Here is a 15,017-nt window from a genome sequence, read left to right as displayed (position 1 = left end):
CATGACGAACCAGTCTCCGCCGATGCGCGCCGCCGATTTCCGGGGCGGCGAGGTGATCGAAATCACCACCGTCCCGCGCCCCGTGCCGGGCGAGGCCGAGGTCCTGCTGCGCGTCACCCGCACCGCGCTTTGCGGCTCGGACTTCAAGCTGTGGCACAATGGGGCCGAACATATCGCCGGGCACGAGATCTCGGGCCGGGTCGAGCAGCCGGGGCATCCGCTGCACGACCGGCTTTGCGCGGTCTACATCCCCCAGCATTGCGGGCATTGCGCCGCTTGCGCTGCGGGGCGCACGCAAAGCTGCCTGACGGTGTCGTCGCTGATCGGCTGGAACCGCGACGGCGGCTATGCCGAATATGTCGCCGTGCCGGAAAACTGCCTGCTGCCGGTGCCCGAGGATATCGGCGAGGATCTGGCGCCCTTGCTGCTGGACACGATCGGAACCTCGGCCCATGCCCTGCGCGAGGCGGCGCGGCACCTGCCTGACACCCGCCCCTCGGTCCTTGTCACCGGGGCCGGGCCGGTGGGCCTGGGCGTCGTGCTGGCCGCGCGCGCCCTGGGCCATGACGCCATCGACCTGGCCGAGCCGAACCCGGCCCGCGCCGCGCTTGCGCAGGAATTCGGTGCGCGGCTCGTCCCGGTCGGCGCCCGCGACCGCCGCTATGACCTGATCGTCGAATGTTCGGGCGCCCATGTCGCGCGCGATCTGGCCATCGAGCTGGTCATGCCCGGCGGCGTGATCGCGCTGGTGGGCGAAAACGCCGCCCCCTGGACGATCGCCGAGGACAAGGTCTTCCGCCGCAAGGACTTTGCGCTGCTGCGCACCTTCTATTTCCCGAAGGGGGATTTCGACGCCAATGTCGAGCTGTTGCGGGCCAATCGCGACAGCTATGCGCGGCTGGTGGATGACGCCTTCCCCCTGGACGCGCTGCCCCGGAAATTCGCCGAGTTCGCGCGCGGCCAGTCGATCAAACCTGTTCTGTCATTCGGGAGGACCTGCTGATGGCCTCGATCACCATGCGCAATCTCGTCAAGAAATATGGCGGGGTCACGGTCATTCCCGACCTGAACCTTCGGATCGAGGACGAGGAATTCATCGTGCTTGTCGGTCCCTCGGGCTGCGGCAAGTCCACGCTGCTGCGGGTTCTGGCGGGGCTTGAGGCCATCGACGGCGGCGAATTGCTGATCGGCGACACCCGCGTCAACGACGTGCCCGCCGCTCGCCGCGACATCGCGATGGTGTTTCAGGATTACGCGCTCTATCCGCATATGACGGTGCGCCAGAACATGAGCTTCGCGCTGGAGATGCGCGGCATGACGCCCGCCGAGACCGCCCCGCGCGTCGAGGATGCCGCGCGGCTTCTGGACATTCACCCCTATCTGGACCGCCGCCCCAAGGCGCTGTCGGGCGGGCAGCGCCAGCGGGTCGCGATGGGCCGCGCGATCGTGCGCGACCCCAAGGTCTTCCTGTTCGACGAGCCGCTTTCGAACCTGGATGCCAAGCTGCGCGGACAGGTCCGCGCCGAGATCAAGACCCTGTCGAGGAAGCTGAAGACCACGATGGTCTTCGTCACCCACGATCAGGTCGAGGCCATGACCATGGCCGACCGCATCGTGGTGATGAAATCGGGCCAGATCCAGCAGGTCGGCACCCCCGAGGAGGTCTATGACAACCCGGTCAACGTCTTCGTCGCCAGCTTCATCGGGGCGCCCTCGATGAATTTCCTGCCCGCCCGGATCGAGGGCGACCGGCTGGCGCTGGCGGATGGCGGCGAGACGCTGCCGCTGGCGCTGATGGCCGAGGCCGCGCCGGCGGCGGGCGAGGTTCTGCTGGGCATCCGCCCCGAACATTTCCAGATCGTGCCCGAGGGGCAGGGCCTGTCCGCGGTGATCGACCTGGTCGAGCCCCTGGGCTCGGACACGCTGATCCATTGCGCGCTGGCGGGGCAGCGGGTGATCGCGCGCGTTTCGCCCGATATCCGCCCGGTCGCGGGGCAGCGCATCAGCCTGACCTCGATCGCGGGCAAGGCGCATCTTTTCGACCCGGACAGCCAGACCCGGATCGGCCAGACGGAAGGGCAGGCGACATGAATCTGACGGATCCGACACTGTTTTGCGACAGGGCCTGGCTTGGCGGCGAGTGGATCGCCGCGTCAGGGGCCGCGATCGACGTGACCGATCCCGCCGACGGCCGGGTCATCGCACGGGTGCCCTCGCTGGACGGGGGGGCGATAGAACGGGCCATCGCGGCGGCCGATGCGGCCCGCGCGGACTGGGCCGCGCGCCCCGCCAAGGAACGCGGCGCGCTGCTGCGCAAGTGGCACGACCTGATCCTGGCCAATGCCGACGACCTGGCCCGGATCCTGACCGCCGAGCAGGGCAAGCCCCTGGCCGAGGCGAAGGGCGAGATCGTCGCCAATGCCGCCTATCTGGAATGGTTCGCCGAAGAGGCCAAGCGGGTCTATGGCGAGGTGATCCCCGCGCCCGCGGCCGACCGCCGCGTCATCGTGCTGAAGCAGCCCGTGGGCGTCTGCGCCGCGATCACGCCATGGAATTTCCCCAATGGCATGATCACCCGCAAGGCCGGGCCCGCATTGGCGGCGGGTTGTCCGATCATCGTCAAGCCCGCCTCGCAGACCCCGCTTTCGGCGCTGGCCCTGGCGGTCCTGGCCGACCGCGCCGGGATTCCGGGTGGCGTGTTCCAGGTCGTGACCGGCAAGGCCAGCATGATCGGCGGGATCTTCTGCAAAAGCCCGAAACTTGCCAAGATCAGCTTCACCGGCTCGACCGAGGTGGGGCGCTGGCTGATCCGCGAAAGCGCGGAGGGCATCAAGAAACTGTCGCTGGAACTGGGCGGCAACGCGCCCTTCCTGGTTTTCGAGGATGCCGACCTGGACGCCGCGGTCGAAGGCGCGATGATCGCCAAGTTCCGCAATTCCGGCCAGACCTGCGTCTGCGCCAACCGGATCTATGTCCATGAAAGCATCGCTGAGGAATTCGCCCGCCGCCTGGGCCGGGCGGCGGACGCGCTGCGGGTCGGGCGCGGCGACCAGCCCGGCACCGAGCAAGGCCCGCTGATCGACATGGCCGCCGTCGAGAAGATCGAGGCGCATCTGCAGGACGCGCTGGATCGCGGGGCCAGGCTGGTCGCGGGCGGCGGACGGCACGCGCTTGGCGGGACATGGTTCCAGCCGACCGTGCTGTCCGGGGTCAGCCCCGACGCGCTGCTGGCGCGCGAGGAAACCTTCGCGCCGCTGGCCGCGATCATCCCCTTTCGCAGCGAGGCCGAGGCGATCGACATGGCCAATGCCAGCGAGTTCGGTCTGGCGGCCTATTTCTACAGCCGCGATCTGGCCCGCGTCTTTCGCGTGGCCGAGCGCCTGGAAAGCGGCATGGTCGGCATCAATACCGGCCTGATCGCCAACGAGGCCGCGCCCTTCGGCGGCGTCAAGCAATCGGGACTTGGTCGCGAAGGCTCGCGCCACGGTATCGAGGAGTATGTGGAGATGAAATATCTCTGCATGGCCGGGCTATGAGCGGACCGGTTTCGCTGCCTTCGGGCTGGCGCTCCAGGGATCCGGTGGTGATCTGTCTTGGCCTGACCGCGCTGGACCATATCTGGACGCTGGACAGCCTGCCGGGCAGCGCTGGCAAGCATCGCGCCGCCAGCTTCGAATCCGCCGGCGGCGGCATGGCCGCGACGGCCGCCGTCGCCGTGGCGCTTCTGGGCGGGCGGGCGCGGTTCTGGGGCCGCGCGGGCGAGGATGCGGCCGGCCTTGCGATGCGGCGCGAGATGGCGCTGGAAGGCGTCGACGTGACGCAGTTCCGGCTGTTCAAGGGCGCGCAATCCTCGGTTTCGGGGGTGTTGGTGGATACGCAGGGCGAAAGGCTGATCGTCAATTTCCGCGGCGCCGATCTGCCCGCCGATCCCGGCTGGCTGCCGGTCGAGGACATCGCCGGGGCAGGGGCCGTGCTGGCCGACCCGCGCTGGCCCGAGGGCGCGGCCCATGCCTTCGCGGCCGCCCGCAGGCTGGGCGTGCCCACCATCCTGGATGCCGATGTGGCCGAGCCCGAGGTGTTCGAACGGCTGCTGCCGCTGACCGATCACGCGATCTTTTCCACCCAGGCGCTGGCGGGTTTCGCGGGCAGCGACCGGCCGCTTGAAACCGTCGCCCGATATGGCTGCGCCATTGCCGCCGTGACCTGCGGCGGCGACGGCGTGCGCTGGTTCGAACGCGGTCGCCACCATCACCAGCCGGCCTTCCAGGTGCCGGTGGTCGATACGACCGGGGCCGGCGACGTGTTCCACGGCGCCTGGGCGATGGCGGTGGCGGCCGGTGCCGGCGCGGCGGACGCGGCGGGCTTTGCGGCGGCGGCGGCGGCGCTGAAATGCACGCGGCCCAACGGCCGGGCGGGCATCCCCGATTTCAACGAGACAATGACCCTATGGAGACCGGATAGATGACAAGCATTGGCAAACAGCGTGGCCTGGCCCGGCTGGCGGACGAGGACGGATATTTCACCATGGTCGCGCTGGACCAGCGCCCGCCGCTGGTTCAGGCCATCGCGAAGGCGCGCGGAACCGCACCCGATCAGGTCAGCTTCGCCGACATGCTGGCCGCCAAGCGGCTGCTGGTCCAGGCCTTGGCCGATGACGCCTCGTCCATGCTGTTCGACCCGAATTTCGCCATGCCCGCGGCCATCGACGTGCTGCCCGCCCGCACCGGCCTGATCGTGACGCTGGAGGAACACCGCTTCCAGGAAACGCCGCGCGGCCGCAAGTCGCGCTCGATCGACAACTGGAGCGTCGAGAAGATCCGCCGGATGGGCGGGGACGCGGTCAAGGTGCTGGCATGGTATCGCCCCGATGCCTCCGACGAGGTCCTGGCCCATCAGCGCGACTATGTCCGCACTGTCGGCGCCGAATGCCGCCGCCACGACATTCCCTATGTGCTGGAACTGCTGGTCTATCCCTTCCCCGACAGCGTGGGCCATACGACCGATTACGTCGAAAGCGCCGACAAGCGGGCGGACCTGGTCATCGACAGCGTGCGCGAATTCGCCAAGCCCGAATATGGCGTCGATCTCTACAAGCTGGAAACGCCGCTGCCCGCCGCGTCGCTGCCCCCCCGCGACGGCAGCCCGGAATCGCGGGCCGCAGCGGCGCAGTTCGACGAGATCGGGCGTATCTGCGCCGATGCGGGCATTCCCTGGGTGCTGCTGTCGGGCGGTGCCGCGCCCGAGCAGTTCCAGCGCGTGCTCAGCTATTCCTATGCCGCCGGGGCGCCGGGTTTCCTTGCCGGCCGCACCATCTGGCTGGATGCCGTGCAGTCGCATTTCCCCGACGAGGCCGCCGTCCTGGAGGCCCTGAAGGGCGACGGGTTGCAGATCCTGCGCAAGCTTGGCGCGCTGACCCGCGCCGAGGCGAAACCCTGGCGGCCGGATTATGCGATCGGCACGCTGGATCGCGAAGGTGCCTTCGCCTGCGCCTATGCCTGAGGTCCGGGCCTTCCGCATCACCCGGCTTCAGGTCTGGGCCCTGCGCGCCCCGGTGGCGGTTCCGGTCGCCACCTCTTTCGGGGTGATGCGCAACCGTCCGGCGGTGTTCTTGCGCATCGAGGACGGATCGGGCGCCTTCGGCTGGGGCGAGGCCTTCGCGAACTGGCCCGCGGCGGGCGCCGAGCATCGCGCGAACCTGCTGATCGACGACATGGCGGACCTGGTTCTGGGCAAGTCCTGGGACGGCCCCGCCACGATGTTCCGGGCGCTCGAGGCGGCCACCCGGATCCGAGCCTTGCAATGCGGCGAGCCGGGGCCGTTCCGGCAGGTCACCGCGGCGCTGGATATCGCGGCATGGGATCTGGTTGCCCGCCGCGCGGGCCTGCCGCTGGCCCGCGCCCTGTCGCCCGACGCCGCCCTTGCCGTGCCCGCCTATGCCAGCGGCATCCATGTCGATGCCGCCGCTTCGGAAATCGCCCGCGCCCGCGCGGCGGGCTTTGCCGCCTTCAAGGTCAAGGTGGGCTTCGACAGCCCGGCCGAGCCCGGCAAGCTGCATGATCTGGCCTCGGGTTTGAAGGCCGGCGAAAGATTGTTCGCCGATGCCAATCAGGCCTGGGACGTCGCAACCGCCGAGGCTTTTCTGCAGGCGGCGCCGAAGGGGCTGGGCTGGATGGAGGAGCCGATTCCGGCCGATTCCGTCGATGCCGACTGGCAGCGCCTGGCAAGCGGCCCGGTGCCGCTGGCCGGGGGCGAGAACATCGCGGGAATGGCGGGCTTCGACCGCGCCATCGGCCTGGGCGCCCTTCGTTTCCTGCAGCCCGACGTGGCGAAATGGGGCGGGATCACTGGTTGCCTGGCCGTGGCCAGGCAGGCGCTGGCGGCGGGCCTGACCTATTGCCCGCATTTCCTTGGCGGTGGGATAGGGTTGCTGGCGTCCGCCCATGTGCTGGCGGCTGCGGGCGGAGAGGGGTTGCTGGAGGTGGACCTCAATCCCAATCCCCTGCGCGACGCGATCTGTCCGCTTGGGGCTGGCACCGTGACGGGCGGGATCTGGAAGCTGTCGCAGGACCCCGGCCTTGGAGTGACCGACCTGCCCGAGGAATTGCACCGTTACGTGACCCTGGTTCGCGACATCGGATGACTGGCATGCAGGGTGCTTGCCACGGATCTTGACCGGACCTTCTTGCGCAAATCCTCGCCCGGTGCCGATCCGAACTTGCCGGTCGGCATGACAGGAGCGAGCTACGCTGCCGAGGCAAGGCCGGTCCGCCGGGAACGGGATGCGATGACGCAGATCGGCCCGGCAGTTGCGAAATATTTGCTTACATAAAACATAAATATTACTCGTTTTTTGTTAGAGCATCTGTCGGTTACATCTGGTTGGCAACGAAAGCCAACGGGTGTGCTGTGAGCGAAATGACAGGAATGCTGGAGGTTTCCGTCTGGCGAGGCTCTGGCGAAGAAGGCGCTTACGAATCCTATCAGGTGCCTGCTCGGGAAAACCAGACGGTCCTGGACGTGGTCAGCTGGATCCAGCAATCCGTGGATCCCTCGCTGACCTATCGCTATGCCTGCCGGGTGGGGATGTGCGGATCCTGCGCGATGATGGTCAACGGTCAGCCGCGCTGGACCTGCCGGACCCATGTGAAACGGGTTCTGGAGCGCGGCGGGCTGCGGGTGGGGCCGCTGCGCAACCTGCCGGTGATCAAGGATCTGGCAGCGGACATGGATCCGTTCTTCGACAAATGGGTAAAGGCGGGCGGTGTTCACCCACCCAGCCGCACGCGCTACCAGCCGATCCAGCCGGTGCGGCCTGACGATCCGGGCAGGGTCGAGGCCAACAAGGCGATCGAATGCATCAATTGCTCGGTCTGCTATGCGGCTTGCGATACGGTGACCGGCAATCCCGATTATCTGGGCCCCGCCGCCCTGCAGCGGGCCTGGACGCTTTTCAATGACGCGAAGGTTCAGGACCGGCAGGCCATTCTGGACGGCGTTTCGGGGGCCGGGGGCTGTCACAACTGTCATTCGCAGGGCAGCTGCACCCGCTTCTGTCCCAACGAACTGGACCCGCTCAGCGCGATCGCCGGACTGAAACGCGCCAGCGCGCGGTCGTTCCTGAAGCAGCGGAGGCAGGAATGCTGACCCTCGGGCTTTACATGGCGCAACGGCTGAGCGCGATGGCGCTGGCGCCGCTGGTGCTGGGGCATCTGGCGGTGATGGTCTATGCGATCCAGGGCGGGCTGAGCACCGCCGAGATCCTGGGCCGCACCCAGGGCAGCATCTGGTGGTTCCTGTTCTATGGCAGCTTCGTCGTCGCGGTCTCGATCCATGCCGCCATCGGGCTGCGGGTGATCGTGCACGAGGTAACCCGGTTGCGCGGGCCGTGGCTGGAGATTTTTACCTATGGGACAGGGATCGTGCTGCTGTTCATGGGGGCGCGGGCCGTTTCGGCCGTGACGATGCTGTGATGCTGAAACCGCACCGCCACCACCCGCTCTGGCTGGCCTATATGCTGCACCGGCTGTCCGGCCTGGCGCTGGCACTGTTCCTGCCCGTGCATTTCCATGTGCTGTCGATGGCGATCACAAGGCCGGAAAGCCTCGACCATTTTCTCAGCCTTGCCGCCAACCCGATGGTGAAGCTGATGGAATTCGGCCTCGTGTTCCTGCTGGCGGTGCATTTCTTCGGCGGCCTGCGCCTGCTGGTGCTGGAGTTCCTGCCCTGGTCGCCCGGTCAGAAAAGCCTGGCTGCCGCGTCGGTCGCCGGGGCTTTCCTGATCTCGGGCACCTTCCTGTTACGCGCGGTGTGATCATGTCCGTGAAGATCGATATCGAACGCGAGGATACCGACATCCTGATCCTCGGCTCTGGCGGGGCGGGGCTGTTCGCCGCGCTTCATGCCCAGCAGACCGCGCCCGCCGGCACGCGGATCACGCTGGCGGTGAAGGGGCTGGTCGGCAAATGTGGCTGCACCCGGATGGTGCAGGGCGGCTATAACGTCGCGCTGGGGGGCGGCGACACGGTCGAGCGGCATTTCATGGACACCATCCAGGGCGGCAAATGGCTGCCCAACCAGGACATGGCCTGGCGGCTGTCCGAACAGGCCGTGATCCGCATTCACGAGCTTGAAAACGAGATCGGCTGTTTCTTCGACCGCAACCCCGACGGGTCGCTGCACCAGAAGGCCTTCGCGGGCCAGACCGCCGACCGCACCGTCCACAAGGGCGACCTGACCGGGATCGAGATCATCAGCCGCCTGATGGAACATGTCCTGGCCCGCCCGATCCGCAGGTTGCAGGAACACCGCGCCATCGGCCTGGTGCCGACGAGGGACGGGGCCTCGCTGGCCGGGGTGCTGTTCATCGACATGCGCACGGGCGGGTTCCGTTTCATCCGCGCGAAATGCGTGATGATGGGCACCGGGGGCGGGCCGACGATGTACAAGTATCACACCCCCTCGGGCGACAAGACCATGGACGGGTTGGCCATGGCGTTGCGCGTCGGGCTGCCCTTGCGCGACATGGAGATGGTGCAGTTCCACCCGACGGGGCTTCTGGCCGGGGATCATACCCGGATGACCGGCACCGTGCTGGAAGAGGGTCTGCGCGGCGCCGGTGGCCAGCTTCTGAACGCGCGGGGCGAGCGGTTCATGTTCGATTACGACCAGCGGGGCGAACGCGCGACCCGCGACGTGGTCAGCCGCGGCATCTATGCCGAGATGCGCAAGATGAACGATCCCAGCCAGATCGGGATGTTCATCTCGATGGCCCATCTGGGACCCGAAAACGTGCGCCGGAAATTCGCCGGCATGGTCAGGCGCTGCGCGGATTCGGGTTTCGACCTGGCGGCCGGCAAGGTCGAGGTGGTGCCGACCGCGCATTACTTCATGGGCGGCGTGGTCGTCGATCCCGACACCCGCACTGCGATGGAGGGGCTCTATGTCGCGGGCGAGGACGCCGGGGGCGCGCATGGCTCGAACCGGCTGGGGGGCAACGGGGTGGCGAATTCCACCGTTTTCGGCGGCGTCGCGGGCGATGTCATGGGCATGGACATCCGCGGCATGGGGGGGCTGCGCGATCCCGACGAGCAGGTTCTGGCGGCCGAGATCGAGCGCGCGATCCGCCCGCTATCGCGCAGACCCGGTCACATTCAGGAGCTGCGCCACAAGCTGCAGGAGGCCATGTGGGAGGATGTCGGCGTCATGCGCACCGGCGCCGGCCTGCAGCGCGGCCAGAAGCGGATCGCGGAAATCCATGCCGAACTGATGGAGACCGGGGTTGATCCGTCGAACCTGGCCTTCAACCTGACCTGGCACGACTGGCTGAACATGGCCTCGCTGACCGAGATCTCGGACGTGATCGCGAAGGCCGGCGAGCTGCGCGAGAACTCTCGCGGGGCGCATTTCCGCGAGGATTTCCCCGAGCCGGGCGCCATGGAAAGCTCTTACTTCACCGTCGCGCGGCAGCAGGGCGAGGATCTCGTCCTGGCGCGCGAGGAGGTGCAATTCACCATCGTCCGCCCCGGCGAGACCATCCTGCCGGCGGGCGAACCCGAAACCCTTGTTGCCGCCCAGTGACATGCGCCGGGTCGCGACCGTGAAAGGAGGCAGACATGATCCCGATCCGCGTGATCCAGTCCACCGCCGAGGACCTGATGGCCAGGGCCGCCATCGAGATCCCCGAGGACTATCTTGACGGGCTGAAGGCCGCCGCGAAGACCGAGGACGGCGATCTCAGCTCATTCGTTCTGCAGGCCATGCTGGACAACTACGAGGCGGCCAAGCAGGACCGCCGCGCCATGTGCGGCGATACCGGCACGCCGCGCTGGTATGTGAAGATGGGCAACGACACCCGCATCGAGGGCGGGCCGGTCGCGCTCGAGGCCGCGCTGCGCCGCGCCACCGCCAATGCCACGCGCCAGGTGCCCTTGCGGCCGAACCGCGTGCATCCGCTGTGGCGCACCGACCACGACAACAATGTCGGCATCGGCGCGCCCGAGATCGAATATGGCTATGAGCCGGGCGGCGAATGGATCGACCTGATCACCGTCCACAAGGGCGGGCTGTTCGGCACCGATTACCGGATGCTGTTTCCTTCGGATGGGATCCAGGGGATCAAGCGGTTCTACCTGGACAGCCTCGTCGCCTTCGGCAAGCGCGGCCTGGCCTGTCAGCCGGCGATCATCGGCATCGGCCTGGGGGGCTGCAAGGACAGCTGCATGGTGCTGGGCAAGCGCGCCGCCTGCCTGCGCGTGGTCGGCGACCGCAACCCCGATCCGAAGATCGCCGCGCTGGAGGAAGAGCTGAAGGAGCTGGGCAATTCCATCGGCATGGGCGCGATGGGTTTCGTGGGCAAGAACATGGTGATCGATGCCCATGTCGAGGTGGGCTATTGCCATACCGGCGGGATGCAGATGTCGGTCCATGCCTTCTGCCTGTCCTCGCGCCGGGCGGTGGCGCGGATCTTTCCCGATGGCCGCATCGAACACCGCACCGATCCCGGATGGTTCACCCCCTATCAGCGGCGCGACAGCGTCGAATGGGAACCGGCGCTGGAGGCCGCGGAATGAAACTGCGCGAGGTGATCCTGTCCACGACCCCGAAACCAGAGGACATCGCGGCGTTGCGGCTGGGCGATGTCGTCTATCTGGACGGGCTGATGTATACCGCCCGCGAAGGCGTCTATATGCGCGCGCTGGAGGACAAGGCGAACATCCCGATGGAACTGCCCTCGCAAAGCGCGGCGAATTTCCATTGCTCGCCCGCCGCCACCATCCGCGACGACGGCAGTTTCGACATGGGCGCGGTGACGGCGACCGCCAGCTTCCGTTTCGCCAGGTGGCTGCCCGAATGGATGGCGAAGACCGGCGCGCGGCTGATCGTGGGCAAGGGGGGCATGTCCTCGCGCGACTACAAGGATTATTTCGTCCCGAACGGCGCGGTCTACCTGTCCACCGTAGGTTACGGGACCGGCGCCTTGCTGGGCCGGGGCGTCGAAAATGTCGAGGCCGTCCACTGGCACGGGGAACTGGGCCTTGCCCAGGCCATGTGGGTGCTGAAATGCAACCGGATGGGGCCGTTCCTGGTCGCCTCGGACCTCGAGGGAAACTGCCTGTTCGAGCGCGAGAACGCCCGCATCGCCGAAAACCTGGGGCGGGTCTATGACGGCACCAGGCCCGCGGTGCTGAGGCGCTTCGGCGAAACCGACGACCGCAGCGACGAACTGATCGGCTGAGCGCGTCTAAGGAGCCCGTCATGTTCGTGGATATGCGCATCTATACGCTGAAGAACGGCAACGTGCCGAAATTCCTGAAGCTTTACGAAGAAGAGGGTCTTGCCGTCCAGACCCGCATCCTTGGCCGGATGGTCGGCTACTACTTCACCGATATCGGGCCGCTGAACTAGGTCGTCCATATGTGGGGCTATGACAGCATGGATGACCGCTGGGAACGGCGCAAGGCGCTGCAGGCATCCGATGAATGGCAGGCCTATGCGGTCCAGATGCGCCCGCTGGTCGACCGCATCGAGAACAGGATCCTGATCCCCGCGCCATTCTTCCGCCACGGCTGAAGCGGCGGGGGGCGAAGCCCATCGTTTCCGCGTCTAGATCATCTCGCGCAGGGCGATCAGCAGGCCCGAGGCAAACATCAGCAGGATCAGCAGGCGCCGGAACTGGTCGTCGTCCAGCCGGTGGAACAGCGCGATGCCGATCTGGGCGCCGATCAGCGTGGTGGGCAGCGAAAGCAGGATCAGCATCAGGGTTTCGGGCGTGTAATGCCCCTGCCATACAAGAAGCAGCATGGTCAGCCCCAGGACGGCGACGTTGTATGGTTGCAGCACCGCGCGCGTCTCTCCCTTCGTCCAGGGCCGCATGGCGCACCACATCGTGGGCAATGCGCCCGACAGCGATGCCGCCCCGCCCAGGATGCCGCCCAGAAAACCGACGGTGGAATCCGCGACCGGGGTCGAACGCGAAAAGCGCGGCAGCGAACGACGCAGGGTGAAGAAGCCGCCGTAGAGCATCATGAAGCCGGCGATGGTCAGTTTCAGCGCGAAGGCGCTGACCACCGACAGAAGCATCACGCCAAGGGGAACGCCGATCACGGCCGGGACCAGAAAGCGACCCAGCCGCCGCGGGTTGTCGCGAATATTGCCGCGCACGATCCAGATGCCCTGCAGGCCGCTGACCACCGACATCACCACCACGATCGCCACGGCCTGCGGCGGCGGCAGGATCTGCAGCCAGATCCCAAGGGCCAGAAGGGCCGTGCCGAACCCGGCCAAGCCGTTGATGAAGCCTCCGGCCAGCGCGCCGGTCAGCAATGCGGCGATGAATTCCGTGGTCACGTTACAAGGCTCCGGCGATCGTTTCGGATGAGAACTTGCCGATCGCGGTCGCACGTCTCATGGCAGCCGCCACCTCTTCGATGACGCGGCTTTTCGTCGTGTCGCGCGGGTGGACCAGGCCAAGCTCTCGGTGGGGGGGATTGTCGGCGGCCAGCGAAAAGCGGCGCAAGGGCAACGGGTTGAAGACCTGCACGCAGGGTTCGGGGATGATCGAGACGCCCAGATCGGCCATCACCAGGCTGGAGATCGCCTCCAGCCCGACCATCTCCATGCTGTCATGGACATCGATGCCGTTGGCCTGCAGCCAGCTTTCGATGATGCTGCCGACGACCGCGTCGCGGGAAAAGCGTATGAACGGATTGGTGCGCAGGATCCGGACCGGGTCGGTGCAGGTGACGCGCCGAGAGGTTATGAGCACCAGTTCCTCGCTGGCGATCGGGCACCAGGCCAGCCCGCGCGGCACGACCGGGGGTTTCGATACCAGCGCGGCATCCAGGCTGTTGCGCTCGACCTGGTGGATCAGATTGGTGGTCAGACCGGGAAAGAGGGCGACATGCAGATCGCCGTAGCGCGCCTTGAGGATAGCCGTCGCGAAGGGCACCAGCGCGGTCAGCGCGGTCGGGGCCGAACCCAGCGTGAATCTGCCGCTCAGCCCGTCGTCTCCCATCACCGAGGGCACGATATCGTCATAGGCCCGTACCACCTCGCGCGCCTTGGCCAGAATCGCGCGGCCGATCGGCGTCAATTCCGGGGTGCGGGTCGAACGGTCGAAAATCGCGACCTGCCATTGCTCCTCGAGTGCCCGCATCTGCTGGCTTACAGCCGCATGGGTCACGAAAACCGCATCGGCGGCGGCGCTGAACGTCCCATGATCGGCCACGGCGATCAGCGTTCTCAGCATTCTGATGGACATTGGACCGGCCTTTCCTTCGGCAGCGCAGGAGAACCGCCCGCGCGGAAATGGATGATCCCGTAGCGTCGCATTCTGAAAGCATCGTTTACAGGGTTTCCGCGTTCCGGGTGCGACCGTGCAGATTTTCTTACGATCTGACAAGCGGATGCAACCCGCAGGGCCCCGCCGGCTCTGGCGGTGGGGCAGCCTGCGGGAAAGGCGCGGTCAACTGCCCTCGGTGTCGTGAACCATGTCGAAGAACACGTCGCGCCAGTCATCCGTCGAGGCAGAGATCAGGCCGACGCGCGACATGTATTCGACATAGGGCAGGATGCCTTGCGGCGCCGTCGTCCAGTTCACCCGCTCATCGGTTATCAGGTCCACCACTTCGTCATGGCTGAGATTGGTCGCCTCGACCTCGGCCCAGATCCGCGCCGCCTTATCGGGGTTGTCCCTGATGAAGCCGATGCTTTCCTCCAGCGCGGCCATCAGCGCGGCCATCACCGTGGGGTTGTTCTCGACAAATTCGTTCTTCGCCCAGATCACGTTGAACGTGTGCGGGCCGCCAAGGACCTCGTAGCTGTCCAGCACCTTGTGCGCGCGCTCGTCCTTCAGCTCCTGGTTCTGGAAGGGCGGCGCGCCGAAATGGGCGTTGATTTCGGACCGGCCGCCCATCATGGCAAGCTGTGCGTCCGGATGGCCCATCGAGACGGTGAAGGCGTCCAGCGCGTCGTGGCGACCTTCGCCCAGGTATTTCTCGGCGGCCATCTGCAGCGTAATCGCCTGAATCGATGTCTTGACCGCCGGCAGGGCGATCTTGTGGGACCGGTTGAAATCCGCCAGCGACTGCACCTCGGGGTCGGTCGTGACCAGATAGAGCGGCATGGATTCCAGCGCCGCGATTCCCTTGACCTGGAGATTGTTCTGCGTGCGCGCCCAGATCGTCAGCATCGGCCCCACGCCGCCGGCGGCAATGTCGAGATTGCCCGACAGCAGGGCCTCGTTCATGCCCGAACCGCCGGTGAAGCGCAGCCATTCGGTCCTGAGTTCAAGCCCCGCTTCCTGCGCGTGCTTTTCCAGCAGCCCCTGTTCCTCGATCAGGGTCAGCGGCAGGTAGCCGATGCCGAACTGCTTGGCGAGGCGCACGGTCGCCACCTCGGCAAGGGCGGGCGTGACGGTGCCGATGGCCATTCCCAGCACGAGCGCTGCGGTCAGTCTGAAGTGTTTCATGTGGTTTCTCCCTGGTGCCGCGCGACGGCGGACGTCATGGCGCCCTCGC

At 66.9% G+C, this 15,017-nt stretch carries 15 protein-coding genes and 1 pseudogene; 13 read left to right on the top strand and 3 right to left on the bottom strand.

All coding sequences use genetic code 11. The annotated features are described in order from the left end of the window. The first annotated feature begins 1 nt into the window (after position 1). The 13 genes and pseudogenes from C9E82_RS03545 to C9E82_RS03485 all read left to right on the top strand — a co-directional run bounded on the left by C9E82_RS03545 (position 2) and on the right by C9E82_RS03485 (position 12,069). Entirely contained in the window at positions 2 to 1,003 is a 1,002-nt protein-coding gene (locus C9E82_RS03545) for an alcohol dehydrogenase catalytic domain-containing protein (protein WP_205962107.1), read from the top strand. Beyond that, the gene (locus tag C9E82_RS03540) at positions 1,003 to 2,091 is read left to right on the top strand and encodes an ABC transporter ATP-binding protein (protein WP_119896174.1); all 1,089 of its coding nucleotides are present in this window, start codon (positions 1,003 to 1,005) and stop codon (positions 2,089 to 2,091) included. The genes C9E82_RS03545 and C9E82_RS03540 overlap by 1 nt, the downstream gene beginning before the upstream one ends. Further along, a complete protein-coding gene (locus tag C9E82_RS03535) occupies positions 2,088 to 3,536 on the top strand; it encodes an NAD-dependent succinate-semialdehyde dehydrogenase (RefSeq protein ID WP_119896175.1) in 1,449 nt (482 codons plus the stop codon). Before C9E82_RS03540 ends, C9E82_RS03535 begins: the two co-directional genes overlap by 4 nt. Further along, a complete protein-coding gene (locus tag C9E82_RS03530) occupies positions 3,533 to 4,465 on the top strand; it encodes a PfkB family carbohydrate kinase (RefSeq protein ID WP_119896176.1) in 933 nt (310 codons plus the stop codon). The genes C9E82_RS03535 and C9E82_RS03530 overlap by 4 nt, the downstream gene beginning before the upstream one ends. Then, positions 4,462 to 5,499 (top strand): tagatose 1,6-diphosphate aldolase, encoded by a 1,038-nt coding sequence (locus tag C9E82_RS03525; RefSeq protein WP_119896177.1) that lies wholly within the window; start codon positions 4,462 to 4,464, stop codon positions 5,497 to 5,499. The genes C9E82_RS03530 and C9E82_RS03525 overlap by 4 nt, the downstream gene beginning before the upstream one ends. Beyond that, on the top strand, positions 5,492 to 6,640 hold the full coding sequence (locus tag C9E82_RS03520; protein ID WP_119896178.1) for a mandelate racemase/muconate lactonizing enzyme family protein: 1,149 nt from the start codon (positions 5,492 to 5,494) through the stop codon (positions 6,638 to 6,640). The genes C9E82_RS03525 and C9E82_RS03520 overlap by 8 nt, the downstream gene beginning before the upstream one ends. Positions 6,641 to 6,924: 284 nt before the next feature. Then, positions 6,925 to 7,644, top strand: coding sequence for a succinate dehydrogenase/fumarate reductase iron-sulfur subunit (locus C9E82_RS03515; protein ID WP_119896179.1), 720 nt, complete (start codon positions 6,925 to 6,927; stop codon positions 7,642 to 7,644). After that, entirely contained in the window at positions 7,638 to 7,970 is a 333-nt protein-coding gene (locus tag C9E82_RS03510) for a succinate dehydrogenase (RefSeq protein WP_119896180.1), read from the top strand. The genes C9E82_RS03515 and C9E82_RS03510 overlap by 7 nt, the downstream gene beginning before the upstream one ends. After that, complete coding sequence (gene sdhC / locus C9E82_RS03505; protein ID WP_119896181.1) at positions 7,970 to 8,311, top strand: succinate dehydrogenase, cytochrome b556 subunit; 342 nt, start codon at positions 7,970 to 7,972, stop codon at positions 8,309 to 8,311. Before C9E82_RS03510 ends, sdhC begins: the two co-directional genes overlap by 1 nt. Before the next feature lie 2 nt (positions 8,312 to 8,313). Next, a complete protein-coding gene (locus C9E82_RS03500) occupies positions 8,314 to 10,077 on the top strand; it encodes an L-aspartate oxidase (protein ID WP_170161952.1) in 1,764 nt (587 codons plus the stop codon). A 35-nt stretch (positions 10,078 to 10,112) separates the two neighbouring features. Then, positions 10,113 to 11,069, top strand: a complete 957-nt coding sequence (locus C9E82_RS03495) for a fumarate hydratase (RefSeq protein WP_119896182.1) — start codon at positions 10,113 to 10,115, stop codon at positions 11,067 to 11,069. Beyond that, positions 11,066 to 11,734 (top strand): fumarate hydratase C-terminal domain-containing protein, encoded by a 669-nt coding sequence (locus tag C9E82_RS03490; RefSeq protein ID WP_119896183.1) that lies wholly within the window; start codon positions 11,066 to 11,068, stop codon positions 11,732 to 11,734. The genes C9E82_RS03495 and C9E82_RS03490 overlap by 4 nt, the downstream gene beginning before the upstream one ends. 20 nt (positions 11,735 to 11,754) lie before the next feature. Further along, a pseudogene (locus C9E82_RS03485) lies at positions 11,755 to 12,069 on the top strand (NIPSNAP family protein). A 33-nt stretch (positions 12,070 to 12,102) separates the two neighbouring features. Here C9E82_RS03485 and C9E82_RS03480 read toward each other — a convergent pair. From C9E82_RS03480 to C9E82_RS03470, 3 genes are all read right to left on the bottom strand, one after another. After that, on the bottom strand, positions 12,103 to 12,846 hold the full coding sequence (locus C9E82_RS03480) for a sulfite exporter TauE/SafE family protein (protein ID WP_119896184.1): 744 nt from the start codon (positions 12,844 to 12,846) through the stop codon (positions 12,103 to 12,105). Between the two features lies 1 nt (position 12,847). Beyond that, a complete protein-coding gene (locus C9E82_RS03475) occupies positions 12,848 to 13,747 on the bottom strand; it encodes a LysR family transcriptional regulator (RefSeq protein WP_280524933.1) in 900 nt (299 codons plus the stop codon). Between the two features lie 216 nt (positions 13,748 to 13,963). After that, positions 13,964 to 14,968, bottom strand: coding sequence for an ABC transporter substrate-binding protein (locus C9E82_RS03470; RefSeq protein WP_119896186.1), 1,005 nt, complete (start codon positions 14,966 to 14,968; stop codon positions 13,964 to 13,966). Positions 14,969 to 15,017 lie beyond the last annotated feature (49 nt).

The organism is Paracoccus sigandri, assembly GCF_003709565.1.
In the GTDB taxonomy this organism is placed as follows: Bacteria; Pseudomonadota; Alphaproteobacteria; order Rhodobacterales; family Rhodobacteraceae; genus Paracoccus; species Paracoccus siganidrum.
Note: the sequence above shows the minus strand (reverse complement) of the source record. Positions and strands in the feature narration are given on the sequence as shown.